Below are 24131 nucleotides of genomic sequence, written 5' to 3'. Positions count from 1 at the left end.
GCCCTACGTGGTTTGCTGAAAGGACCTTGTTAATTCGGCCGTTCGACTACAGACAATTCAATCAAACCTGCCACCCACCCTGTGGGAGCGAGCCTGCTCGCGAAAGCGGCATGTCAGTCGACACATTCATTGAATGATCAATCGCATTCGCGAGCAGGCTCGCTCCCACAATGGATTTCCACAGAATTCGAGAAATCACAGGCACAAAAAAACGGCCCGCTTCCTCTAGGAAACGGGCCGTTTTCATGTGAGCCGAAGCTCAGTCCATCACTTGTTCAGATGGAAGTCTTTTTCCGCTGCCTCGAAACGCTCAACCATGCCGCGAGTCGGTTCACCCGCCTTGCTGACAAAGTAGATGGCCAGGCTGGCGAAGATGAAGCCCGGAATGATTTCGTACAGACCCAGCAGTTCGAAATGCTTCCAGACCACCACGGTGATCGCGCCGACCAGAATACCGGCCAGTGCGCCGTTGCGGGTCATGTCTTTCCAGACCACCGAAATCAGCACCACCGGACCGAATGCAGCACCGAAACCGGCCCAGGCGTAGGAGACCAGGCCCAGTACGCGGTTTTCCGGGTTGGCAGCCAGCGCGATAGCAATCAGGGCTACCAGCAGCACCATGGCACGACCGACCCAGACCAGCTCCAGTTGCGAAGCGGATTTGCGCAGGAAGGCTTTATAGAAGTCTTCGGTCAGGGCGCTCGAGCACACCAGCAACTGGCAGCTCAGGGTGCTCATCACCGCAGCCAGAATGGCCGACAGCAGTACACCGGCAACCCATGGGTTGAAGAGGATTTTCGCCAGTTCGATGAACACGCGCTCCGGATTCTCGATCACAGGACCGGCTACTTCCGGGTGCGCCGAGAAGTAAGCGATACCGAAGAAGCCCACCGCAACGGTGCCGCCCAGGCACAGGATCATCCAGGCCATGGAAATGCGACGCGCCTTGGCGATCGACTTCACCGAATCCGCCGCCATGAAACGCGCGAGGATGTGCGGCTGGCCGAAGTAGCCCAGACCCCAGCCCATCAGCGAGATGATGCCGATGAAGGTTGTGCCTTTGAGCATGTCGAAGTTGCTTGGATCTTGCGCTTCGATGGCGAGGAACGTGGTGTCAACGCCGCCTGTGGCCAGCAGGACGATGATCGGCGTAAGGATCAGCGCGAAGATCATCAGCGTGGCTTGGACGGTGTCGGTCCAGCTCACTGCGAGGAAACCGCCGATGAAGGTGTAGGCAATCGTCGCCGCAGCACCGGCCCACAGCGCCGTTTCGTAGGTCATGCCGAACGTGCTTTCGAACAGACGGGCACCAGCGACGATGCCGGAAGCGCAGTAGATGGTAAAGAACACCAGAATCACGATCGCCGAGATAATCCGCAGCAAGCCGCTTTTATCTTCGAAACGGCTGGAAAAATAATCCGGCAGAGTCAGGGCATCGCCGTTGTGCTCGGTCTGCACACGCAGACGGCCGGCGACAAACAGCCAGTTCAGGTAGGCACCGACGATCAGGCCGATGGCGATCCAGCTTTCGGACAGACCGGACATGTAGATGGCGCCCGGCAGGCCCATCAGCAACCAGCCGCTCATGTCGGAGGCACCGGCAGACAGCGCGGTGACGACGCTGCCGAGGCTGCGACCACCGAGAATATAGTCGGAAAGGTTGTTGGTGGAGCGATAGGCCATCAAGCCGATCAGCACCATTGCTGCGATGTAGATCACGAACGTGATCAGGGTTGGATTGCTTACGCTCATTGAGTTACGCCCTGGCTTTGTTTTTATGTAGCGGCGGTGGTGAACCGCTCGCAAACGACGACGTTTGGCAGACGATCCGGGATCCCGCGCATTTAAGACTGATGTTTCCCCAGGAAAGCCATCAGCCGGTGCACCGGGTTATTCCCGGTTGCACCTTGGCGGCGAATGCTATGCAACAAAGCAAATAAGGTGCAACCAGTTTCGCGAGAATTAGTTGCACCCAGTCGGATTAATCGACGATCACCCCGTTTTTGCTCCCTTTTGTCGCAGTCATGGCTCTTTGCTAGAAGCAAAAGCACCAAGCAGGAGCAGCACTTTCGTACCAGAAATTATTTCCTGACGAGCTGCGTATTATTCCGGCAAAAAAAGGGTTGCACCCGGTTGCACCTCATTCAACGCACGGCTAATCTTGCGGCCAGCTGATGCCACGCAACTGTGGCAACCATGAGGATAAAAATATGGCTACCACCACCCTTGGGGTCAAACTCGATGACCCGACCCGCGAGCGCCTGAAGGCTGCCGCAACCTCGATTGATCGCACGCCGCACTGGCTGATCAAGCAGGCAATTTTCAATTACCTGGAAAAACTCGAGGGTGGTGCAACCCTGACCGAGTTGAACGGTTTGACCGCCAAAGACGCCGATGACGCAGGCGAAGTGCAGACCGATCACGCTCACCAATGCTTCCTCGAATTCGCTGAAAGCATCCTGCCGCAATCGGTTCTGCGTGCTTCGATCACCGCTGCCTACCGCCGCCCTGAGCCGGAAGTGGTGCCGATGCTGATCGAGCAGGCGCGCCTGCCAGCCCCAATGGCCGAAGCCACCAACAAACTCGCCGCGACCATCGCCGAAAAACTGCGTAACCAGAAAAGTGCCGGCGGTCGTGCGGGCATTGTTCAGGGTCTGTTGCAGGAATTCTCCCTGTCGTCCCAGGAAGGCGTGGCGCTGATGTGCCTGGCCGAAGCGCTGCTGCGCATCCCGGACAAAGGCACCCGCGATGCGCTGATCCGCGACAAGATCAGCACCGGCAACTGGCATCCGCACCTGGGCAACAGCCCTTCGCTGTTCGTCAACGCTGCGACCTGGGGTCTGCTGCTGACTGGCAAACTGGTCTCCACCCACAACGAAGCCGGCCTGACCTCGTCGCTGAGCCGCATCATCGGCAAGAGCGGCGAGCCGATGATCCGCAAGGGCGTCGACATGGCCATGCGCCTGATGGGCGAGCAGTTCGTTACCGGTGAAACCATCGCCGAAGCACTGGCCAATGCGAGCAAGTTCGAAGCCAAGGGCTTCCGCTATTCCTACGACATGCTCGGTGAAGCGGCACTCACCGAAGTCGACGCGCAGAAATATCTGGCGTCGTACGAACAGGCGATCCATTCGATCGGCAAAGCGTCCCACGGCCGTGGGATTTATGAAGGCCCGGGCATTTCCATCAAGCTCTCGGCGCTGCACCCGCGTTACAGCCGTGCGCAGTACGAGCGGGTGATGGACGAGCTGTACCCGCGCCTGCTGTCGCTGACCCTGCTGGCCAAGCAATACGACATCGGCCTGAACATCGACGCCGAAGAAGCCGACCGCCTCGAGCTGTCGCTGGACCTGCTTGAGCGCCTGTGCTTTGAGCCGCAGCTGACTGGCTGGAACGGTATCGGTTTCGTTATCCAGGCTTACCAGAAGCGTTGCCCGTACGTGATCGATTACGTGATCGATCTGGCTCGCCGCAGCCGTCATCGCCTGATGATCCGCCTGGTGAAAGGTGCGTACTGGGACAGCGAAATCAAGCGCGCCCAGGTCGAGGGTCTGGAAGGCTATCCGGTCTACACCCGCAAGGTGTACACCGACGTTTCCTACATTGCTTGCGCACGCAAACTGCTGTCGGTACCGGAAGTCATCTACCCGCAATTCGCTACGCACAACGCCCACACCCTGTCGGCGATCTACCACATCGCCGGTCAGAACTATTACCCGGGCCAGTACGAGTTCCAGTGCCTGCACGGCATGGGCGAACCGCTCTACGAACAGGTTGTAGGCAAGGTTTCAGAGGGCAAGCTGAACCGTCCGTGCCGCGTGTACGCACCGGTCGGCACTCACGAAACCCTGCTGGCTTACCTCGTACGTCGCTTGCTGGAAAACGGCGCGAACACTTCGTTCGTCAACCGCATCGCCGACCAGTCGATTTCGATTCAGGAACTGGTGGCCGATCCGGTGGCGCAAATCGAGCAGATGGCCACCGTGGAAGGCGGTTTCGGCCTGCCGCACCCGCGCATTCCGCTGCCGCGTGATCTGTACGGTGCCGAGCGCGCCAACTCCAGCGGCATCGACATGGCTAACGAACATCGTCTGGCCTCGCTGTCCTGCGCTTTGCTCGCCACTGCACACAACGACTGGAAAGCCGCGCCGATGCTCGGTTGCGCCTCCAGCAACGAAACGCCGGTTGCCGTTCTGAACCCGTCCGATCACCGCGATGTGGTCGGTCACGTTCAAGAAGCTGCCGTCGAAGACGTCGACAACGCCATTCAATGCGCGCTGAACGCCGCGCCGATCTGGCAGGCCACCCCGCCGGCCGAACGTGCTGCGATCCTGGAACGTGCCGCTGACTTGATGGAAGGCGAGATCCAGCCGCTGATGGGCCTGTTGGCTCGCGAAGCCGGCAAGACCTACGCCAACGCCATCGCCGAAGTCCGCGAAGCGGTCGACTTCCTGCGTTATTACGCAGTGCAGGCGCGCAACGATTTCAGCAACGACGCCCACCGCCCACTCGGTCCGGTGGTGTGCATCAGCCCGTGGAACTTCCCGCTGGCGATCTTCAGCGGCCAGGTCGCTGCGGCATTGGCCGCCGGTAACCCGGTACTGGCCAAACCGGCTGAGCAGACTCCGCTGGTCGCCGCTCAAGCCGTGCGCCTGATGCTCGAAGCCGGCATCCCGGAAGGCGTGCTGCAACTGCTGCCGGGCCGAGGTGAAACCGTCGGCGCCGGTCTGGTCGGTGACGAACGCGTCAAAGGCGTGATGTTCACCGGTTCCACCGAAGTCGCGCGCTTGCTGCAACGCAATATCGCTGGCCGTCTCGACAGCCAGGGCCGTCCGATTCCGCTGATCGCCGAAACCGGTGGCCAGAACGCGATGATCGTCGATTCCTCGGCTTTGACTGAACAAGTGGTAATCGACGTGGTGTCGTCGGCCTTCGACAGCGCCGGTCAGCGTTGCTCGGCACTGCGCGTGCTGTGCCTGCAGGAAGATTCCGCCGATCGCGTCATCGAAATGCTCAAAGGTGCCATGGCCGAAAGCCGTCTCGGCAACCCCGAGCGTCTGTCCGTGGACATCGGCCCGGTGATCGACGCCGAAGCCAAGGCCGGCATCGACAAGCACATCCAGGGCATGCGCGACAAAGGTCGCAATGTTTACCAGGTGGCGATTGCCGACAGCGAAGAGGTCAAGCGCGGCACCTTCGTCATGCCGACCCTGATCGAATTGGAAAGCTTCGACGAACTGCAACGCGAAATCTTCGGCCCGGTACTGCACGTGGTGCGCTACAAGCGCAAGGAGCTGGACCAACTGATCGGCCAGATCAACGCCTCCGGTTACGGCCTGACGCTGGGCGTGCACACGCGCATCGACGAGACCATCGCCAAGGTGATCGACAACGTCAACGCCGGTAACGTCTACGTCAACCGCAACATCGTCGGTGCCGTGGTCGGCGTGCAGCCATTCGGCGGCGAAGGCCTCTCGGGTACTGGCCCGAAAGCCGGCGGCCCGCTGTATCTGTACCGCCTGCTGTCGACGCGCCCTAGCGACGCAATCGAGCAATCCTTCGCTCGCGGTGACGCCATCAGCGCCCCGGACGTGCGTTTGCGCGATGCCATGAGCCAATCGTTGAACGCCCTGAAAGCCTGGGCCGACAACAACAAGTTCGCTGACCTGAGCACCCTGTGCGTTCAGTACGCTGCGCAATCGCAGAGCGGCATCACCCGGGTGCTGGCTGGCCCGACCGGCGAGAAAAACAGCTACGCGATCCTGCCGCGCGAACACGTGCTGTGCCTGGCGGAAGTTGAAGGTGATCTGCTGACGCAACTGGCGGCGGTGCTGGCGGTGGGCGGTTCGGCGGTGTGGCCGGAAACCGAACTGACCAAGGCGCTATTCGCCCGCCTGCCGAAGGAAGTGCAGGCGCGGATCAAGCGCGTTGCCGACTGGAACAAGGACGAAGTGGTGTTCGATGCCGTGCTGCATCACGGCCACTCCGACCAGTTGCGCGGCGTCTGCCAGCAGATCGCCCAGCGTGGCGGTGCAATCGTTGGCGTTCAGGGCCTGTCCCAGGGCGAGACCAACATTGCGCTGGAGCGTCTGGTGATCGAACGGGCATTGAGCGTCAACACCGCTGCGGCGGGGGGTAATGCCAGCTTGATGACGATCGGTTAAACCCGATAAACCGGGCACCTGCATAGGTGTCCGGCATAGCAACAATCCCTGTGGGAGCTGGCTTGCCAGCGATAGCGATTTTTCAGTCAACCATCAATGTTGACTGAACTGCCGCCATCGCTGGCAAGCCAGCTCCCACAGTTGTTTTCGGCGCCTGTTAAGTCCGCGCGCGGCTCCAACATCACGCTTATCAATCATCCTGTTCAGTCTTTATCAGCACGCCTAGACTCGGCCCAACCCCAATTTCCAGGTAGGCCGCCATGTCCGAGACGCTGCTCAGTTCCCGCAATCTGGCTTTCGAGCTGTACGAAGTCCTCGATGCCGAGGGCCTGACCCGGCGCGAGCGCTTTGCCGAGCACAATCGCGAGACCTTCGACGCCGCCATCGGCACCGCGCGCAACATCGCCGAAAAGTATTTCGCCCCGCACAACCGCAAGGGCGATGAAAACGAGCCGCGCTATGAAGATGGCCAGGCCATTCTGATTCCCGAAGTGAAACCGGCGGTGGATGCCTTTCTCGAGGCCGGCTTCCTCAACGCCGCACGCAGTTTTGAAGCGGGCGGCATGCAATTACCGACCCTGCTGTCGCAAGCCTGCTTCGCGCACTTTCAGTCCGCCAACGCAGCGTCGACCTCATACCCGTTCCTGACTATGGGCGCGGCCAACCTGATCGAGAGCTTTGGCAGCGAAAAGCAGAAACAGCGCTTCCTGCAACCTATGATCGACGGACGTTTCTTCGGCACCATGGCCCTGACCGAGCCGCATGCCGGTTCGTCACTGTCGGACATTCGTACCCGCGCCGAACCTGCATCCGACGGCACCTATCGCCTGAAGGGCAACAAGATTTTCATTTCCGGCGGCGATCATCCGCTGTCGGAAAACATCGTGCACATGGTGCTCGCCAAACTGCCCGACGCCCCGCCGGGGGTGAAAGGTATTTCGCTGTTTATCGTGCCGAAGTTTCTGGTCAACGACGACGGCAGCCTCGGCCAGCGCAACGACGTGCTGCTCGCCGGCTTGTTCCACAAGATGGGCTGGCGCGGCACCACATCAACGGCGCTGAACTTCGGCGATAACGGCGAGTGCGTCGGATATCTGGTAGGCAAGCCACACCATGGCTTGAGCTACATGTTCCAGATGATGAACGAAGCGCGGATCGGCGTCGGTATGGGCGCGGTCATGCTCGGCTATGCCGGTTACCTGTATTCGCTGGAATATGCGCGTGAGCGGCCGCAGGGCCGGGTGCCGGACAGCAAGGATCCGACCACGGCGCCGGTGGCGATCATTCAGCACGCGGACGTCAGACGCATGCTGCTGACGCAGAAATCCTACGTCGAAGGTGCGTTTGACCTCGGCCTGTATGCCGCGCGTTTGTTCGATGACACCACCACGCTGGAAACCGAAGCCGAACGCAAACAGGCTCATGAGCTGTTGGACCTGCTGACGCCGATCGTCAAATCCTGGCCTTCGGAGTTCTGCCTCAAAGCCAACGAACTGGCGATCCAGATTCTTGGCGGCCACGGCTACACCCGTGAATATCCGGTGGAGCAGTACTACCGCGACAACCGCCTGAACCCGATCCACGAAGGCACCCACGGCATCCAGTCGCTGGATTTGCTCGGGCGCAAACTGGCGCAGAACGGTGGCGCCGGTCTCAAGCAGCTGATTCGATTGATCGCCAACACGGCCGAACGTGCCACTGCATACGATTCGTTGACCACCCTGCGCGAACCGCTGGAAAAACTCGTGGCCCGCTTGCAAACCGTGACCATCGGCCTGCTCACCGATCTGGCCCAAGGCAAGGTCAACAGCAGCCTGGCGAACTCGGCGCTGTACCTGAAAGTGTTCGGTCACGCAGTGATCGGCTGGCGCTGGCTGGAGCAGGCGATCCGCGCCGAGGAAGGCCTGGCCAAAGGCAATTCGGCGGATGTCGACTTCTATAAGGGCAAGTTGCAGGCGGCGCGGTATTTCCTGACATGGGAAGTGCCGGGTTGCCAGCATGAGCTGGACTTGCTGGAGGCGCGGGATGATACGTGTCTGGGGATGCGGGAGGAGTGGTTCTGATCTGCAAGTTGTTTTGCGACTGAAACCATTCGCGAGCAGGCTCGCTCCCACAGGACACGTGGTGTTCACAGGATGCGTGAACATGCCGAATCCAATGTGGGAGCGAGCCTGCTCGCGAAGGCGTCAGCCCAAGCGATACAGCTTCAACTCAACTTGAACCCACCCATCTGCCGCGCCAGATCATCCGCCAGCCGCTGCAACATCTGACAATCCTCACGACACGCACGAACCTCCCCCGCCGTCGCGCGCGCCAGATCGGAAATCCCCTGCACGTTGTGGTTGATCTCCTCAGTCACCGCCGATTGCTCTTCGGTTGCCGTCGCCACCTGATGGTTCATATCGCTGATGCGCTCGACCTGGCCGGTGATCGCCGTCAGCGACGCGCCGGTACGCTGGCTCGATTCAACCCCGGTGCCGGTCGCGGCCTGACCGGTGCGCATCGAAGACACGGCGTTTTCCGCGCCTTGTTTGAGGCTGCCGATCATCAGTTGAATCTCGTCGGTCGAGGCCTGGGTTCGGCGCGCGAGGGTGCGCACTTCATCGGCGACCACCGCGAAGCCACGGCCCATGTCGCCAGCTCGGGCGGCTTCGATGGCGGCGTTGAGCGCGAGCAGATTGGTCTGTTCGGAAACGCCACGAATCACCGCCAGCACCGAATCGATCGACGCCACTTGCTGCGCCAGCTCACCCACCGCCCCTGCCGCCACGCCGATCTCATTGGACATGCTTTCGATATGACGGATCGAGCCACCGACCACTTCCCGTGCCTGCAACGCCTCATCGCGCGCGGTTTGCGAGGCAAGCGCGGCGTTGCCGGCGTTCTGCGCGATTTCCTGCACGGTCAGGCCCATTTCGTGGACGGCGGTGGCTACCATGTCGGTCATTTCCTGCTGCCGGCCGGAACGCTCGGCGGTGTTGTCCACCACCGTCGCCACTTGCCCTACGGCCGTGCGCAAGCGCTCGCTGGTGGTCAGCACTTCACCGATCATTGCGCGCTGGCTGTCGAGGAAACGGTTGAAGCCGCGCGCGAGGTCGCCCAGCTCATCGGCACGGCTGGAATCTAACCGGTGAGTCAAATCTCCACCACCGCTACCGATGGCCACCAGCGCCCGTGTTACTTGTCGAATCGGTCGCACCAGCCCCTGGGCCAGCCACACCACCAACGCCAGGCAGACCAACGCCACCACCAGACCGATGCCGCCACTCATCCACATCGCTTTCCGTGCTTCAGCGTAGATCTGCGACTGCGGCACTTCGGCCACCAGCGTCCAGCCGAGATCGCGCAGCGGCAGGCTGAAGGCGAGGAAGTCTTCACCCTCGCGCTGGAAGCTACTGTTGACCGCCACCTTGTGCCCCATCAGCGCTTGCGCCGCATTGGCACCGATCTGCTCGGTCAAGGTGCGTTTACCGCTGAACTGCGCCTCAGGATGGACCTGAATCAAACCGTCGGAACGCACCAGATAAACCTTGCCGCGTTCACCGAAACTGAAATTGTGGATCAGCTCCGACAGCTCTTTCATGCTCAGCCCAAGCCCGGCGACACCGACGACTTTGCCGGCCTGCTCGACCTTCAAATCGATGAACAGGGCCAGCTCGCCTGTCGCGCCGTCGTTGTCGATATTGAGGGTACGCGGCTGATTGCTGTCGAGAAAGGAATAGAACCAGGCGTCGGCCGGTTTGGCGCGACTGAGGGTGCGGTCCAGGCCTTTTTCGGTGATGTAGTGATTGGATTCGGTGCCGATGATCAGCGCAGTGAAGGCCTTGTGTTCGGCGCGGATGCCTTCCAGATACTGCGCGAAGAGCGCAGTTTTGCTGCTGTCCTCGCCTGTCGCCAGCCAGTCACGCACCATGGTGTTGCTGGCGATGTCCTTGGCGGCGGTGAGCGGTTGTACGAGGATGCGTTCGATATCGTTGCGCGTCGCTTCGATACTCGACGGCAGCGCTTGCTCGACCAGGTAGCTCTGGGCGAGGCGGTTGACCACCAGGGTATAAATGCCAACCACAATCACGATGCTGATCAGCAGGGCCGCGCCCATGCCGAGAATCAACTGCCACTGAATACTGCGTCGCCACCACTGCATGGAGCACCCCCAAGGAATAAGTGGCCGAAACACTGCAACAGCCGTGCCGATTGTATACATCCCAACCGACAATCTATTCCTTGGTTGTGCGCAACTTCATCAGCCCTGACTGATGGTCTTGGCAATCGTCTCGACCGTGGCGCTGACTTGCTCTTGATAACGCTCGAGTTCTTCTTTGTGCTGCTTTTTCATTTCGATCTGCTGCGAGCACAGATTCATCGCCGCGAGCACCAGCAAACGGTCGCCGATCAGCGTCGGGTATTTGCGCTTGGTGTCTTCCAGCGCTGCCTTGAGCATCATCGCCGCGTCCAGCAGGGTCTGTTCTTCCCCGGCCGGTGCCTTGATCGAATAGTCCTCGCCGAGAATGGAGATGACTTTTACCCCTGCTGTGCCGTGGTTCATGCGCTGACAGGACCGGCATTGACGCGATCAACCAGCGCCTGAATGCGCGCGGCGGTGGCGCCGTGTTTTTCTTCCTGCTCCATCAGGTTCAGTTGCAGGTTTTCGTTTTCATCCTTGGCCTGGGCCAGTTCCGTGGACAGGGTCTGGTTGGTCTGCAGCAGGGTCTGGTTCTGTTGCACCAGGTCGCTGACGAGCTGTTCCAATTGGCTGAGGGATGCTTCCAACATTTTGATCTTCCAAGCGTTTTTCAAAGGGCGCGTACGATAAAGAAAAGTCACCACGGATGCCAGGGTTAAACCGGCGCAAGGCCTTGATTTTCCTGGCGGGCAAGCGTTCTCGCGAGTTTAAAAGACTGTGATTGGTCGATCTGGTTCCTGCACTTCGTCGCTCAAGCCTGTCTGCGACAAATACGCACACCACCTCAAGACTTTAGTCGTATGACCGATAAGTCACCCATACAGCAGTCTCAGCCCGCATGGATGCGGCCCTTTTCGGTATCCGCCCATGTCCCTTCGCAATATGAATATCGCCCCACGGGCGTTCACCGGCTTCGCCCTGATCGGCGGCCTGATGTTGATCCTCGGCGTGTTTGCGCTGAACCAGATGAGCAAGATCCGCGCGGCCGGCGAAGACATCGCTACCGCCAGCGTGCCGTCGATCAAGGCTCTGGACGAATTCACCCAACTGACCCTGCGCCTGCGCGTGCTCTCTTACCGCCTGCTGATCAACCGCGAACCCGACGTGCAGCAGAAAACCATCGAACTGTTCGACATGCGCAACCGCCAGATCGCGGATGCGCAACGCGCCTATGAGCCGCTGATCTCCAGCCCCGAGGAGCGCGCGGCGTACGAGCAGTACGTGCAGCTGCTGGCGCAGTACCGTCAGCTCGAAGAGCGCATGAAAACCTTCTCGCGCAACAATCAGATCGACGAACTGCGGCAAATGCTCAACAGCGATTTGCTGAACAATTCGGAAGCGGTGAACACCGCGCTGGCGCGCTTGCTGGAGATCAACACCCAGCAGATTGCCGAGACTGATCAGGGCGCGAAGGATCAGTATTCGCTGTCGTTCAACCTGGTGGTGACCTTGCTGGTGATCGCCAGCGGCCTGACCCTGCTGTTCGCCTGGTTGCTGACCGTGAGCATTACCAAGCCGATTTCCAAGGCACTGGAGGCGGCGGAAACCATCGCCGAAGGCAACCTGACCCAGCCGATCCATGTCGATGGCGAAGATGAAGCCGGGCGCTTGCTGGCGGCGATGGCGAAGATGCAATCGAAGCTGCGCGATACCCTGCAGCGCATCTCCGGTTCGGCCACACAGCTTGCGTCTGCCGCAGAAGAGCTGAACAGCGTCACCGATGAAAGTGCTCGCGGCCTGACCCAGCAGAACAACGAAATCGAGCAGGCCGCCACTGCGGTCAATGAGATGACCAGCGCCGTCGAAGAAGTCGCGCGCAACGCGGTCAGCACTTCGGAAGCCTCGAAAAACGCCACCACTTCGGCGGGCGACGGCCGTGATCTGGTGCAGGAAACCGTCAGCGCCATCGAACGCATGAGCGCCGACGTGCAGAGCACCGCGTCGCTGATCGGCGACCTGGCCAATGAATCCCGCGACATCGGCAAGGTGCTCGACGTGATTCGTGGCCTCGCCGATCAGACCAACCTGCTGGCATTGAACGCAGCAATCGAAGCGGCCCGTGCCGGTGAGGCCGGTCGTGGTTTTGCCGTGGTGGCGGACGAAGTGCGCGCCCTGGCCCATCGCACCCAGCAGTCGACCAGCGAGATCGAACGGATGATCGGCAGCATCCAGAGCGGCACCGAACACGCCGTGGATTCGATGCGCAACAGCACCGAGCGCGCCGAATCGACCTTGAATATTGCCCGTGGCGCCGGGATGTCGCTGGACACGATCAACAGCGCCATCGTCGAAATCAACGAGCGCAACCTGGTCATCGCCAGCGCAGCCGAAGAGCAGGCGCAGGTGGCGCGGGAAGTCGATCGCAATCTGGTCAACATCCGCGATCTGTCGGTGCAATCGGCGACCGGCGCGAATCAGACCAGCGCAGCGAGCAATGAGCTGTCGCGCTTGGCGCTGGGTTTGAACAACATGGTTGGGCGGTTCAGCCTGTAACACCTCGCTGGAGCTTCCCCTGTGGTGAGGGGATTTATCCCCGTTGGGTGGCGAAGCCGCCCCAAAAACAGCGTATGCGGTTCCCTTTAAGGATCCGCGTACAGCGGTTTTACGACGGCTGCGCCGCCGAACGGGGATGAATCCCCTCGCCACAGTCATCACTCGCCGCATTTTCAGGGTGATTCTGCAGAAAAGCTTTTTGACAGCATCACATTTCAACAGGTTAGAATCGCTGGCACGCAGACTGCATGGTCAGTTTGTGCCTCGTCTTTACGCTTCTGGAGTACTGCCTTTGAATGCGACGACCATCAACAGCCTGTTCTTGATCGGCGCGTTGCTGGTAGGCGCAAGCATTCTTGTCAGTTCTCTTTCTTCACGTCTCGGCATTCCGATTCTGGTCATCATTCTCGCGGTCGGCATGGCCGCCGGGGTCGATGGTGGCGGGATCATTTTCGATAACTACCCGACGGCCTATCTGGTCGGCAACCTCGCTCTGGCAGTGATCCTGCTCGACGGCGGCTTGCGTACGCGGGTATCGAGTTTCCGCGTGGCGTTATGGCCGGCGCTGTCGCTGGCCACGGTCGGGGTGTTGATCACCACTGGGCTGACCGGCATGGCCGCAGCGTGGCTGTTCGACCTCAATCTGATTCAGGGCCTGCTGATCGGCGCCATCGTCGGCTCGACCGACGCCGCTGCGGTGTTCTCGTTGCTCGGCGGTAAAGGCCTCAACGAACGGGTCAGCGCCAGTCTGGAAATCGAATCCGGCAGCAACGACCCGATGGCGGTGTTTCTCACCGTGACCCTGATCGACATGCTCGCCAGCGGCGAAACCGGCCTGCACTGGAGCCTGCTGACCCACCTGATCCGCGAGTTCGGCATCGGTGGCGTGATCGGTCTGGGCGGCGGCTGGGTGATGCTGCAACTGGTCAACCGCATCAATCTCGCCGCCGGGCTCTATCCGATCCTCATCATTGCTGGCGGTCTGGTGGTGTTCGCGCTGACCAACGCCTTGCATGGTAGCGGCTTCCTCGCCGTCTACCTGTGCGGCCTGGTGATCGGCAACCGCCCGGTGCGCAGCCGCCACGGCATTCTGCACATGCTCGACGGCATGGCCTGGCTGGCGCAGATCGGCATGTTCCTGGTGCTGGGCCTGCTGGTCACGCCCCACGATCTGCTGCCGATCGCCCTGCCCGCCCTCGGTCTGGCGCTGTGGATGATTCTGTTCGCGCGGCCGCTGTCGGTGATGGTCGGCCTGCTGCCGTTCAAGGCCTTCCACGGTCGGGAAAAAGCCTTTATTTCCTGGGTCGGCCTGCGCGGCGCGGTGCCGATCATTCTCGCAGTGTTCCCGCTGATGGCCGGGCTGCCGCAAGCGCAGCTCTACTTCAATCTGGCGTTCTTCATCGTGTTGGTGTCACTGCTGGTGCAGGGCACGAGCCTGCCGTGGGTGGCCAAATTGCTCAAGGTGACCGTTCCGCCAGAGCCCGCGCCGATTTCCCGGGCGGCACTGGAAGTGCACGTCACCAGCGAGTGGGAGCTGTTCGTTTACAAGCTCGGCGCGGAGAAATGGTGCATCGGTTCGCCCCTGCGTGAGCTGAAAATGCCCGAAGGCACACGCATCGCGGCGCTGTTTCGTGGCCAGCAACTGCTCCATCCGTCGGGTAGTACGGTGCTGGAAGTCGATGATTTGCTGTGTGTTATTGGCCATGAACACAACTTGCCGGCCCTCGGCAAACTGTTCAGCCAGGCACCGCAACGCGGCCTCGATCTGCGTTTCTTCGGCGACTTCGTGCTCGAAGGAGACGCCCAGCTTAAAGCGGTTGCAGCGCTGTATGGCTTGCCGGCCGAAGGCATCGATCCGGACATGACCCTGGGTGCGTTCATTGCGCAAAAAGTCGGGGGTGCTCCCATCGTCGGCGACCAGGTGGAGTGGAACAACACCCACTGGACGGTGGCGGTCATGGACGGGAACAAGATCGGCAAAGTGGGCGTCAGATTCCCCGAAGGAAGTCGCCCGGGCCCCGGACTCTTCCTCTAAACTGCTCCCACTCTCACTTGCTTGACCGGTCTCTATGCCTACCCTGCGCTCCTTTTTCGCCGCGGCCCTGCTGGGCCTCAGTCTCGTCGTCGGCCCGCTGCATGCTGCCGAACCACCGTCCAGCGATGCCGTGCAGGCCAGCCTCGACAAGCTGGCCGACAGCAAACTGCCGGACGCCGACAAGAAGACCCTGCAGACCATCCTGCAGAACACCCTCAATCAACTGAACAACCAGCGTGATTACGAGCAGAAGCTGATCGATCTCAAGCGTCAGCTGGCCAACGCGCCGAAGCAGACGATTGAAAACACCCGCGAACTCAGCCGCCTAAAGGCCACCGCACCGGTGCCGGTCGCGCAGCGTTTTCCGAAGGAGTCGATCCAGCAACTGGAGCAGATCCTTACCGATCGCTCGACCCAGCAGAGCGATCTGCAAAAAGCCCTGGCCGAAGCCAACAGCCTGATCATCACCGCGCAGACTCGCCCCGAGCGCGCTCAGGCGGAGATTTCCGCCAGCCAGACGCGCATCCAGCAGATCAACACCATCCTCAAATCCGGCAAGGACACCGGCAAAACGGTCACCGCCGAACAGCGCGACCAGTTGAACGCCGAACTGGCCGCACTCAATGCGCTGATTCCGCTGCGCCGCCAGGAACTGGCCGGCAACACCCAGTTGCAGGATCTCGGCAATGCCCAGCACGACTTGCTTTCGGAGAAATCCGACCGCCTCGACCGCGAGATCCAGGAACTGCAAACCCTGATCAACCAGAAGCGTCTGGCGCAGTCGCAGGAAACCGTTACCCAGCAATCGATCGAAGCGCAGAAGGCCGGCGGCAGCAGCTTGCTGGCGAGCGAGAGCGCGACCAACCTCAAGCTTTCCGACTATTTGCTCAAGAGCACCGACCGTCTCAACGAAGTCACGCAGCAGAACCTGCAGACCAAACAGCAACTCGACACCCTGACCCAGAGCGATTCGGCGCTGGACGAGCAAATCAACGTGCTCAAGGGCAGCCTGCTGCTGTCGAAAATCCTCTACAAACAGAAGCAGGCGCTGCCGCACTTGAAGGTCGACCGCGACCTCGCCGACCAGATTGCCGATATTCGCCTGTATCAGTTCGATGTCAGCCAACAGCGGGAGCTACTGAGCAATCCGGCGACCTACGTCGACAATTTGCTGGCCACGCAGCCGCCGGAGCAGGTCACCCCGCAACTGCGCAAGAGCCTGCTCGATCTGGCCAACACCCGCGCTGATCTGCTCGAGCGGCTGAACCGCGAGTTGAGCGCGATGCTCAACGAATCGATCACCCTGCAGCTTAACCAGAAACAATTGCTGAGCACCGCGCAAAGCCTGCGCGCGACCCTCGACGAACAGATGTTCTGGATCCCCAGCAACAAACCGCTGGATGTGGAATGGATGCGCGGTGTGCCCGAGCGCCTGGAGCGGCAGTTCAACACCCTGCCGTGGGCGTCGAGCCTGAGCGAACTGGCTGACGGCCTGACCCAGCGGCCATTGCTGTTCCTGCCACTGGCGCTGCTGATCGGCGCCCTGTTGTGGCGCCGCAAGGCCCTGTACGGACGACTCAACAAGGTTCACCAGGACATCGGCCACTTCAAGCGCGACAGCCAGTGGCACACGCCGCAGGCGATTCTGATCAACATCCTGCTGGCGATGCCGGTGGCGCTGGGTCTGGCGCTGTGCGGCCTGGCCCTGCAGATCGACGCGCGCGGGCAGAACGCCAACATGGGCGCGGCGCTGTTGCAGATGGGCCAGGCCTGGCTGGTGTTCTACACCGCATACCGGATTCTTGCGCCGGGTGGCGTGGCGGAATTGCACTTCCGCTGGGAAAAACCGCAGGTCGAGTTCCTTCAGGGCTGGGTGCGTCGACTCGGCCTGGTAGTAATGGCGCTGGTCGCCGTGGTAGCCGTCGCCGAGCTGCAACCGGCGGCGCTGGCCGATGACGTGCTCGGCATGCCGGTGGTGCTGACCTGCTACGCCTTGATGGCGTGGCTGCTCAGTCGCCTGCTGATCAGCAGCCCGACGCACCAGAACGCTTCGCTGTTCCGCAAAGCCGTCGGGGTGATGTTCACCCTGCTGCCGATCGCCCTGTTTGTCGCGGTGTGCTTCGGCTACTACTACACCGCGCTGAAACTCAGCGACCGCTTGATCAACACCCTGTACCTGCTGATGTTCTGGCTGGTGATCGAGGCGACCTTCGTGCGTGGCTTGAGCGTTGCCGCGCGGCGTCTGGCTTATCAGCGCGCACTGGCCAAACGGCAGGCGGCAAAAGAGGCCGGCGACGGCGAAGCGGTGATCGAAGAGCCGACGCTGGACATTGAAAAGGTCAACGAGCAGTCCCTGCGCCTGATCCGCCTGGCCCTGCTCGGCGGCTTCATTGCGGCGCTGTACTGGGTCTGGTCGGACCTGATTTCGGTGTTCTCGTATCTGGACAACATCACCCTCTACGAATACACCAGCGGCACCGGCGCCAACATGAGCATGGTGCCGATCAGCATCGGCGACATGCTCGGCGCGCTGATCATCATCGGCATCACCTTCGCGCTGGCGCGCAACTTGCCCGGCCTGCTCGAAGTGTTCGTGCTGTCCAAACTCAATCTGGCACAGGGCAGCGCTTATGCGACAACCACGCTGCTGTCCTACGTGATTGCCGGCGTTGGTTTCGTCACCACCCTGTCGACCCTCGGCGTCAGCTGGGACAAGTTGCAGTGGCTGGTGGCGGCGCTGTCGGTAGGCCTCGGTTTCGGTATGCAGGAGATCTTCGCCAACTTCATCTCCGGCATCATGATCCTCTTCGAACGCCCGGTGCGGATCGGTGACACCATCACCATCGGCAACCTGTCGGGCACGGTGAGCAAGATCCGCATCCGCGCCACCACCATCACCGACTTTGACCGCAAGGACATCATTGTCCCGAACAAGACGTTCATCACCGGGCAACTGATCAACTGGTCGCTGACCGACACCATCACCCGCGTCACGTTGAAACTGGGCGTCGACTACGGCTCGGATCTGGATCTGGTCAAGGAACTGCTGCTCAAAGCGGCCCGGGAGAACCCGCGTGTGCTCAAAGAACCGGAGCCACACGTGTACTTCCTCAACTTCGGCGAAAGCACCCTCGACCACGAACTGCGCATGCATGTGCGCGATCTCGGTGACCGCAACCCGGTGCTGGATGAGGTCAACCGCTTCATCAATCGCGAGTTCAAGAAGCAGCACATCAACATCTCGTTCCGGCAGATGGAGGTTTACCTGAAGAACCTGCACGGCCAGGAATACAAGATGGTGCCTGTGGAACCCGAGAACAAAACCATCGTGCCGATCGTCGACGGGCAGAAACCGTTGCCGGAACCGCCACCGAGCAAACTCGACTAACCGACATGGTCCCAGCAGAATGCTCGGACATTCTGCTGGAGCCGGCCCGTGAAAGCCCTCGACGAACTGACTTTCGACAACCGCTTCGCCCGCCTGGGCGACGCGTTCTCCGCGCACGTGCTGCCCGAGCCGATCGACAATCCGCGTCTGGTGGTCGCCAGCCCGGCCGCTCTGGCCTTGCTTGATCTCGATACGGCCAGCGCCGACACCGAAGAATTCGCGCAGCTGTTCGGCGGCCACAAGCTGTGGGCCGACGCCGAGCCACGGGCGATGGTGTATTCCGGCCATCAGTTCGGCGGCTATACCCCGCAACTGGGTGACGGGCGCGGCCTGCTGCTGGGCGAGGTGTACAACAATGCTGGTGAGCACTGGGACCTGCACCTCAAGGGCGCCGGGCAAACGCCCTTTTCGCGCATGGGCGATGGCCGCGCGGTGCTGCGCTCATCTATTCGCGAGTTTCTCGCTTCCGAGGCGCTGTTTGCGCTGAACATCCCGTCTTCGCGGGCCGCCTGTGTGATTGGCTCCGACACGCCGGTCTGGCGGGAAAAGCAGGAACGCGCGGCGATGGTGCTGCGTCTGGCGCCGAGCCATATCCGCTTCGGCCATTTCGAATACTTCTACTACACCAAGCGCCCCGAGCAGCAGAAACAGCTTGGCGAGCATGTGCTGGCGATGCACTTCCCCGAATGCCTGGAGCAACCGGAACCGTATCTGGCGATGTTTCGCGAAATCGTCGAACGCAACGCCGAGCTGATCGCCAAGTGGCAGGCTTATGGCTTCTGCCACGGCGTAATGAATACCGACAACATGTCGATCCTCGGCATCACCTTCGACTTCGGCCCGTTCGCCTTCCTCGACGATTTCGACGCAAATTTCATCTGCAATCACTCCGATGATCAGGGCCGCTACTCGTTCAGCAATCAGGTGCCGGTGGGCCAGTGGAACCTCAGCGCGCTCGCCCAGGCACTGACGCCGTTCATCAGCGTCGAGGCCCTGCGCGAAACCCTCGGCTTGTACCTGCCGCTGTTCCAGGCGCACTACCTCGACCTGATGCGCCGCCGCTTCGGCTTCACCACCGCCGAGGACGACGATCAGCAACTGCTGGAAAACCTGCTGCAACTGATGCAGAACAGCGGCGTCGACTACACGCTGTTCTTCCGCCGCCTCGGTGAAGAGTCAGCCGAACAGGCCATCGCCCGCCTGCGCGACGATTTTGTCGATATCAAAGGTTTCGATGCATGGGGCGAACGCTACGTCGCCCGGGTCGGCCGCGACGGCAATGCCGATCAGGCACAACGCCGCGCACGGATGCATGCCGTCAATCCGCTGTACATCCTGCGCAATTATCTGGCGCAACAGGCTATTGATGCGGCGGAACAAGGGGATTATGCCGAGGTACGCCGACTGCATGCGGTGCTGAGCAGACCGTTCGATGAGCAGCCGGGAATGGAAAGTTACGCCGAGCGACCGCCGGAGTGGGGAAAGCATTTGGAGATCAGTTGTTCGTCGTGAGTCGACTCAGATAAACACTTCGATCGGTACATTGAAACGTTCAGCGAGCCAGCGGATCTGGCGCAGGTTGAGCTTTCGTTTCCCGCTCAAAATTTCTGACACGACGGATTGAGTACCCACGCCAGGAAGGTCGCTCTGAGTGAGGCCGTGTTCGCGCATCATATAGCCGAGCACTTCTTCACCGCTCGCTTCAGCCATCGGATGATGGGTGCGATCCCATTCCTCGATCCAGTCACCGATGATGTCCAAAAGGCTCATCAATGGATGCGACTCATCTTCCCCGGTTAGTTCGAGTATCTCATCGACCGCCCGCACCAAGGCGTCATAATCCTCTTCGCTCTTCGGCTTTCGAACCAGCGGAGCGACATATTCCCAGTGCTCGGCCACTGTCTTGATCAAAATGCTCATATCTTCCCTTCCTTCCATTTGCCCCGATCATATTCGCGATGATCCAGAACATATTTTATGTACAACCTCTGCGATCGATAACTGACGAAAGCTATCAGTCGCAGCTTGTTGCCGCCCAGGTCAAAGACATGAAACTGGCCCACCTTGTCGATCGCAGGAAATATCGATTTCATCGCCGAGAAGTCCTTGGGACAGCTTCTCTTTGCCAGTCGAAACCACTGCGCCAGTGCGCTCGCGGATTGTGGCCATTTTTCCTTGGCCTCTCTGATGGGTTTTTCGCTAAACACATGCATGCAACATCCTTATCGCATTCTGCTATGGGAAATTAATCGAAGGGCGCGATTATCGCAATGTGCGATAGAAGCAGACAGACCGACGGTGCGTCCGGTAAATCTCAGCCTAGGTCTAACCTCGAATGGTGCACGATTGAAAATATGAGCAAACATCTCCACCTACCTGTCATCAGCTCTCTTTTGGATTCCGCTCATGACCACCCCACTCCTCATCCCCTGCCCCACCTGCAACGGCCTCAACCGCATCCCCGCCGAGCGCCTGGCTGACCAGCCCAAATGCGGGCGCTGCAAGTCTGCGGTGCTGTTGAGCAAACCCTTCGAACTCAAACAAGGCGATTACGCCAGTCAGATAAAGGGCGATCTGCCGTTACTGGTGGATGTCTGGGCGGACTGGTGCGGGCCGTGCAAGTCGTTCGCGCCGGTGTTCGAACAGGCTGCGGCGCAGCTGGCAGGCAAGTGCCGGCTGGCCAAGCTCGACAGCGAGGCGAACCAGCAGTTGTCGGCGCAGTTGGGGATTCGCTCGATTCCGAGTCTGATTCTGTTTAAAAACGGCAGGGAAGTGGCGCGACAGAGCGGTGCGTTGCCATTGCCGCAGTTGATGGCGTGGCTGCGTAGCCAAGGCATCTGACCCAACACAGACCACCCTGTGGGAGCGAGCCTGCTCGCGAAGGCGGTCGATCATTCAGCGCCGATGTTGAATGTGCCGGCCTCTTCGCGAGCAGGCTCGCTCCCACAGGATTTGCGTGTGAGTGGGGAATCAGTGGTCTTCCAGCAGATTGTGCAGTTCCACAAACTGCTGGGTCAGCTTGTGCCGTGGATCGAGGTGGATCAGCGGCATGCTGGCCTGGTGCGACTCGCGCATACGCACCGAACTGCTCAGGTACACCGGCAATACCGGCAAGCCTTCGGCAATCAGCTCATCGAGCATCTGCTGTGGCAGGCTGGCCCGCGCCTGAAACTGATTGACCACAATGCCTTCGACTTCCAACCCTTCGTTGTGGTCATCCTTCAACTCTTCGATCTCGGCGATCAGGCCGTACAGCGCCTGACGTGAAAAGCTGTCGCAGTCAAAGGGGATCAATACCCGATCCGCAGCAATCAGCGCCGATACCGCGTAGAAATTCAACGCAGGCGGGGTGTCGAGATAGATTCGGTCGTAGTCCTCGGACAATTCGTCGAGCAACTTGCGCAGCTTGTTGATCTTGTGTTTCGCCTCGAGCTTGGGCTGCAGGTCGGCCAGCTCGGCGGTGGCAGTAATGATGTGCAGGTTATCGAACGGGGTTTCGTAGATGTCCGCCTGATTCTTTTTCGAGAACGGCCCGGACGACAGCGTCTGTTTGAAGAAATCGGCGATGCCCATCGGGATATCGTCACCGGTGAGCCCGGTCAGATACTGAGTGGAATTGGCCTGGGCATCGAGGTCGACCAACAACGTGCGATAACCCTCGCTGGCGCTGACCGCCGCCAGATTGCAGGCGATGCTGGATTTGCCCACGCCACCTTTCTGATTGAACACCACGCGCCGCATGACCAAACCTCCGTGTATCAAAGAATGACCGAGTGTAGTTGGCGGTGACCGCGCTTCGCTACCTTCACGGACATGGACTACGTCGTCCGGTGTAAAAATCGACGCCCAGGCATGGAAAAAACCGCCAGCCATCCCAGAGACACCTGACAGACACGCCGCGTCAAATCTGGATAATGGCCAAGTGATAGCCATGCAGCGAACCGCTCGGTACATTTTGTTGGGCAAAATGTAACCAACATTTGCTACACACCCGTCGCACCGGGATAATGCGCGCCACCCGGCGCCCTGCGCCAAGCCAAGCCTGCTGCGGCGCTGGCGACTCAACGCGTCAACGAAAGCCCGCAGGGGCGGGATGAATGTCCGTGATCAACTTCAACATCGCCCAATGGCGCGCGTGGGCCCCGGGGCTCGACAGCGTGGACGCCTGGCAGGCCTGGAGCCGACAACCGGTCGTGCTGCAGAGCAGTGATGCCGCGCCCGATGTGTCGTTTCTGCCGGCCATGCAACGCCGTCGCCTCAGCCGCCTGGCGCGGATGGCCTTCAGCGTTGGCTGGCCGCTGGCCGAAGGCCGGGACCATCTGCCACTGGTGTTCGTCTCGCGGCACGGCGAAACCCCACGCACGTTTGAAATCCTCCGCGATCTGGCCACCGAACAGCCGTTGTCGCCGACCCAATTCAGCCTTTCAGTACATAACGCGATCATCGGTTTGTGGTCGATCATGCGCGGTGAAACCAGCGAAATGACCGCCCTCGCCGCTGCTGGCGACGGCCTTGAACACGGCATGCTCGAAGCAGCGGCACTGCTTGATGAAGGCGCCCCGGCCGTGCTGCTGGTGATCACCGAAGAGCAACCGCCCGAGGCGTACTCGCAGTGGGTCGATGACGTGCCGTTCCCTTACGCGCTGGGTTTATTGCTCACGCCCGGTACCGACTGGCGGCTGACCCTGAACAGCAGCACCGAAACCCGGTCCAAGGCGCACTGGCCGCACGCGCTCAACCTGCTGCGAACCCTGCTCGGCCAGCAACCTGACTGCCAACATGCGTGGAAAAATCGTGTATGGACCTGGCATCGCAACCCGTGACCGCCAAACACCGCGACGCCTACTACTGGCGCCTGCTGGCCACTGCTGCGAGCTTCGCCTTGTTCGGGCTCGGCGGGCTGTGTCTGCGCCTGCTGGTATTTCCGCTGCTCGGCTGCCTGCCCGGTGACGCGCTGGTCCATCGCCTGCGCGCGCGGCGTACGGTCAGTCGCTTGTTCTGGTTTTTCGTGCGTTTCATGGCCCGCACCGGCGTGCTCACTTACAACATCGAGGGTGCCGAACGCCTCGGCCGGCCGGGGCAGATGATCATCGCCAACCACCCGTCGCTGATCGATGTGGTGTTTCTCATCGGTCTGGTGCGCCACGCCAATTGCGTGGTGAAAAAAACCCTCTGGGAAAACCCGTTCACCCGTGGCCCGCTGCGCCGCACCGAGTACATCAGCAACGACGGCAGCATGGACATGCTCGACGCCGCCGCGCAGTCATTGCAGGACGGCCAGACCCTGATAATTTTCCCCGAAGGTACGCGCACCCAGCCGGGGCAGGCGCCGGCCTTTCATCGGGGGGCGGCGGCAATTGCCCTGCGCGGTGCGAAAATCGTTACCCCGGTGATCATCAAGGTCAGCCCGACCACCCTGACCAAAGCCGAGCCGTGGTATCGCATCCCCCATCGCCGCGTGCACTTCAGTTTTCGCGTGGGGGCCGATATAGACCCACAGACCTTCGCCGCGCAAGGCCCCGCACCGCAGGCCTCGCGCAAGCTCAACGATTATTTGCATGACTATTTCATTAAGGAGCTCGCCGCAGATGAGCGATCAGAACACCGCTAGCCTGGTGCGTGACATCAAACTGCTGATCATCGACGCCTTGGGTCTCGAAGACATCAGCCCCGAGGACATCGGCGACGAGCAGACATTGTTCGGCGAAGGCCTCGGCCTGGACTCCGTGGACGCGCTGGAACTGGGCCTGGCGATCCAGAAAAAATACGGCATCAAGATCGACGCCGATGCCAAAGACACCCGCAACCATTTCACCAACGTGGCCAGCCTTGCGGCATTCGTCACGGCAAAACAGGCAGCTTGAGACC

Annotated in this window: 17 protein-coding genes and 2 pseudogenes; 11 read left to right on the top strand and 8 right to left on the bottom strand. The window is 60.7% G+C overall.

Annotated elements, in window-relative coordinates; translation table 11 throughout:
- Window positions 1-267: 267 nt before the first annotated feature.
- A complete protein-coding gene (gene putP / locus OK411_RS03330; protein WP_217864557.1) occupies window positions 268-1752 on the bottom strand; it encodes a sodium/proline symporter PutP in 1485 nt (494 codons plus the stop codon).
- Between the two features lie 458 nt (window positions 1753-2210).
- Between putP and putA the strand changes: the two genes are divergently transcribed.
- The gene (gene putA, locus OK411_RS03325; protein WP_264364413.1) at window positions 2211-6164 is read left to right on the top strand and encodes a trifunctional transcriptional regulator/proline dehydrogenase/L-glutamate gamma-semialdehyde dehydrogenase; all 3954 of its coding nucleotides are present in this window, start codon (window positions 2211-2213) and stop codon (window positions 6162-6164) included.
- A gap of 260 nt (window positions 6165-6424) precedes the next feature.
- Window positions 6425-8227 (top strand): acyl-CoA dehydrogenase, encoded by a 1803-nt coding sequence (locus OK411_RS03320; protein ID WP_264364412.1) that lies wholly within the window; start codon window positions 6425-6427, stop codon window positions 8225-8227.
- A 143-nt stretch (window positions 8228-8370) separates the two neighbouring features.
- On the opposite strand, the gene OK411_RS27095 is transcribed toward OK411_RS03320, so the two are convergent.
- From OK411_RS27095 to OK411_RS03305, 4 genes and pseudogenes are all read right to left on the bottom strand, one after another.
- Window positions 8371-9102, bottom strand: a complete 732-nt coding sequence (locus OK411_RS27095; RefSeq protein ID WP_413694496.1) for a methyl-accepting chemotaxis protein — start codon at window positions 9100-9102, stop codon at window positions 8371-8373.
- A gap of 135 nt (window positions 9103-9237) precedes the next feature.
- A pseudogene (locus OK411_RS27090) lies at window positions 9238-10263 on the bottom strand (cache domain-containing protein); the annotation flags it as partial.
- 144 nt (window positions 10264-10407) lie between these two features.
- Window positions 10408-10710 carry a cell division protein ZapA gene (locus tag OK411_RS03310; RefSeq protein WP_039756738.1) on the bottom strand — a complete coding sequence of 101 codons (303 nt, stop codon included), beginning with the start codon at window positions 10708-10710 and terminating at the stop codon, window positions 10408-10410.
- Window positions 10707-10937 carry a hypothetical protein gene (locus OK411_RS03305; protein ID WP_016772015.1) on the bottom strand — a complete coding sequence of 77 codons (231 nt, stop codon included), beginning with the start codon at window positions 10935-10937 and terminating at the stop codon, window positions 10707-10709. Before OK411_RS03305 ends, OK411_RS03310 begins: the two co-directional genes overlap by 4 nt.
- A gap of 277 nt (window positions 10938-11214) precedes the next feature.
- Between OK411_RS03305 and OK411_RS27085 the strand changes: the two are divergent.
- From OK411_RS27085 to selO, 5 genes and pseudogenes are all read left to right on the top strand, one after another.
- Window positions 11215-11937, top strand: a pseudogene (locus OK411_RS27085) (MCP four helix bundle domain-containing protein); the annotation flags it as partial.
- 30 nt (window positions 11938-11967) lie between these two features.
- Window positions 11968-12840, top strand: a complete 873-nt coding sequence (locus OK411_RS27080) for a methyl-accepting chemotaxis protein (protein WP_413694494.1) — start codon at window positions 11968-11970, stop codon at window positions 12838-12840.
- A 292-nt stretch (window positions 12841-13132) separates the two neighbouring features.
- Complete coding sequence (locus tag OK411_RS03295) at window positions 13133-14875, top strand: potassium/proton antiporter (protein WP_024011302.1); 1743 nt, start codon at window positions 13133-13135, stop codon at window positions 14873-14875.
- A gap of 34 nt (window positions 14876-14909) precedes the next feature.
- Window positions 14910-18263, top strand: a complete 3354-nt coding sequence (mscK, locus tag OK411_RS03290) for a mechanosensitive channel MscK (RefSeq protein ID WP_264364409.1) — start codon at window positions 14910-14912, stop codon at window positions 18261-18263.
- Between the two features lie 48 nt (window positions 18264-18311).
- Window positions 18312-19775: a protein adenylyltransferase SelO gene (selO, locus tag OK411_RS03285; protein WP_264364408.1), complete on the top strand. Its 1464-nt coding sequence runs from the start codon at window positions 18312-18314 to the stop codon at window positions 19773-19775.
- 6 nt (window positions 19776-19781) lie between these two features.
- On the opposite strand, the gene OK411_RS03280 is transcribed toward selO, so the two are convergent.
- Together OK411_RS03280 and OK411_RS03275 are read right to left on the bottom strand one after the other, a co-directional pair.
- Window positions 19782-20183 (bottom strand): helix-turn-helix domain-containing protein, encoded by a 402-nt coding sequence (locus OK411_RS03280; RefSeq protein WP_024011299.1) that lies wholly within the window; start codon window positions 20181-20183, stop codon window positions 19782-19784.
- Complete coding sequence (locus tag OK411_RS03275; protein ID WP_024011298.1) at window positions 20180-20476, bottom strand: type II toxin-antitoxin system HigB family toxin; 297 nt, start codon at window positions 20474-20476, stop codon at window positions 20180-20182. The genes OK411_RS03280 and OK411_RS03275 overlap by 4 nt, the downstream gene beginning before the upstream one ends.
- 193 nt (window positions 20477-20669) lie before the next feature.
- Between OK411_RS03275 and trxC the strand changes: the two genes are divergently transcribed.
- Entirely contained in the window at window positions 20670-21104 is a 435-nt protein-coding gene (gene trxC, locus OK411_RS03270; protein ID WP_024011297.1) for a thioredoxin TrxC, read from the top strand.
- A 129-nt stretch (window positions 21105-21233) separates the two neighbouring features.
- Here the strand turns inward: trxC and OK411_RS03265 are convergent, their stop codons facing one another.
- On the bottom strand, window positions 21234-22004 hold the full coding sequence (locus tag OK411_RS03265) for a ParA family protein (RefSeq protein ID WP_024011296.1): 771 nt from the start codon (window positions 22002-22004) through the stop codon (window positions 21234-21236).
- A gap of 356 nt (window positions 22005-22360) precedes the next feature.
- Here OK411_RS03265 and OK411_RS03260 point away from each other — a divergent pair, with 356 nt between their 5' ends.
- From OK411_RS03260 to OK411_RS03250, 3 genes are read left to right on the top strand one after another with little or no spacing between them, the layout of a single operon-like run.
- Complete coding sequence (locus OK411_RS03260) at window positions 22361-23086, top strand: beta-ketoacyl synthase chain length factor (protein ID WP_016772023.1); 726 nt, start codon at window positions 22361-22363, stop codon at window positions 23084-23086.
- A complete protein-coding gene (locus OK411_RS03255) occupies window positions 23062-23874 on the top strand; it encodes a lysophospholipid acyltransferase family protein (RefSeq protein WP_110602643.1) in 813 nt (270 codons plus the stop codon). The genes OK411_RS03260 and OK411_RS03255 overlap by 25 nt, the downstream gene beginning before the upstream one ends.
- Window positions 23852-24127 carry a phosphopantetheine-binding protein gene (locus OK411_RS03250; protein ID WP_016772025.1) on the top strand — a complete coding sequence of 92 codons (276 nt, stop codon included), beginning with the start codon at window positions 23852-23854 and terminating at the stop codon, window positions 24125-24127. The genes OK411_RS03255 and OK411_RS03250 overlap by 23 nt, the downstream gene beginning before the upstream one ends.
- Window positions 24128-24131 lie beyond the last annotated feature (4 nt).

Origin of the sequence: Pseudomonas sp. RG1 (assembly GCF_025910115.1) — a bacterium.
In the GTDB taxonomy this organism is placed as follows: Bacteria; Pseudomonadota; Gammaproteobacteria; order Pseudomonadales; family Pseudomonadaceae; genus Aquipseudomonas; species Aquipseudomonas atacamensis.
The sequence above is the reverse complement of the archived record's forward strand: the minus strand, read 5'-3'. Positions and strand labels throughout refer to the sequence as shown.

What these genes read in the sequence shown, in the direction of transcription:
- putP (WP_217864557.1), bottom strand. Translation starts at nt 1,752, where the DNA reads ATGAGCGTAAGCAATCCAACCCTGATCACGTTCGTGATCTACATCGCA.
- putA (WP_264364413.1), top strand. Translation starts at nt 2,211, where the DNA reads ATGGCTACCACCACCCTTGGGGTCAAACTCGATGACCCGACCCGCGAG.
- OK411_RS03320 (WP_264364412.1), top strand. Translation starts at nt 6,425, where the DNA reads ATGTCCGAGACGCTGCTCAGTTCCCGCAATCTGGCTTTCGAGCTGTAC.
- OK411_RS27095 (WP_413694496.1), bottom strand. Translation starts at nt 9,102, where the DNA reads ATGGTAGCCACCGCCGTCCACGAAATGGGCCTGACCGTGCAGGAAATC.
- OK411_RS03310 (WP_039756738.1), bottom strand. Translation starts at nt 10,710, where the DNA reads ATGAACCACGGCACAGCAGGGGTAAAAGTCATCTCCATTCTCGGCGAG.
- OK411_RS03305 (WP_016772015.1), bottom strand. Translation starts at nt 10,937, where the DNA reads ATGTTGGAAGCATCCCTCAGCCAATTGGAACAGCTCGTCAGCGACCTG.
- OK411_RS27080 (WP_413694494.1), top strand. Translation starts at nt 11,968, where the DNA reads ATGGCGAAGATGCAATCGAAGCTGCGCGATACCCTGCAGCGCATCTCC.
- mscK (WP_264364409.1), top strand. Translation starts at nt 14,910, where the DNA reads ATGCCTACCCTGCGCTCCTTTTTCGCCGCGGCCCTGCTGGGCCTCAGT.
- OK411_RS03280 (WP_024011299.1), bottom strand. Translation starts at nt 20,183, where the DNA reads ATGAGCATTTTGATCAAGACAGTGGCCGAGCACTGGGAATATGTCGCT.
- OK411_RS03275 (WP_024011298.1), bottom strand. Translation starts at nt 20,476, where the DNA reads ATGCATGTGTTTAGCGAAAAACCCATCAGAGAGGCCAAGGAAAAATGG.
- trxC (WP_024011297.1), top strand. Translation starts at nt 20,670, where the DNA reads ATGACCACCCCACTCCTCATCCCCTGCCCCACCTGCAACGGCCTCAAC.
- OK411_RS03265 (WP_024011296.1), bottom strand. Translation starts at nt 22,004, where the DNA reads ATGCGGCGCGTGGTGTTCAATCAGAAAGGTGGCGTGGGCAAATCCAGC.
- OK411_RS03260 (WP_016772023.1), top strand. Translation starts at nt 22,361, where the DNA reads ATGTCCGTGATCAACTTCAACATCGCCCAATGGCGCGCGTGGGCCCCG.
- OK411_RS03255 (WP_110602643.1), top strand. Translation starts at nt 23,062, where the DNA reads ATGGACCTGGCATCGCAACCCGTGACCGCCAAACACCGCGACGCCTAC.
- OK411_RS03250 (WP_016772025.1), top strand. Translation starts at nt 23,852, where the DNA reads ATGAGCGATCAGAACACCGCTAGCCTGGTGCGTGACATCAAACTGCTG.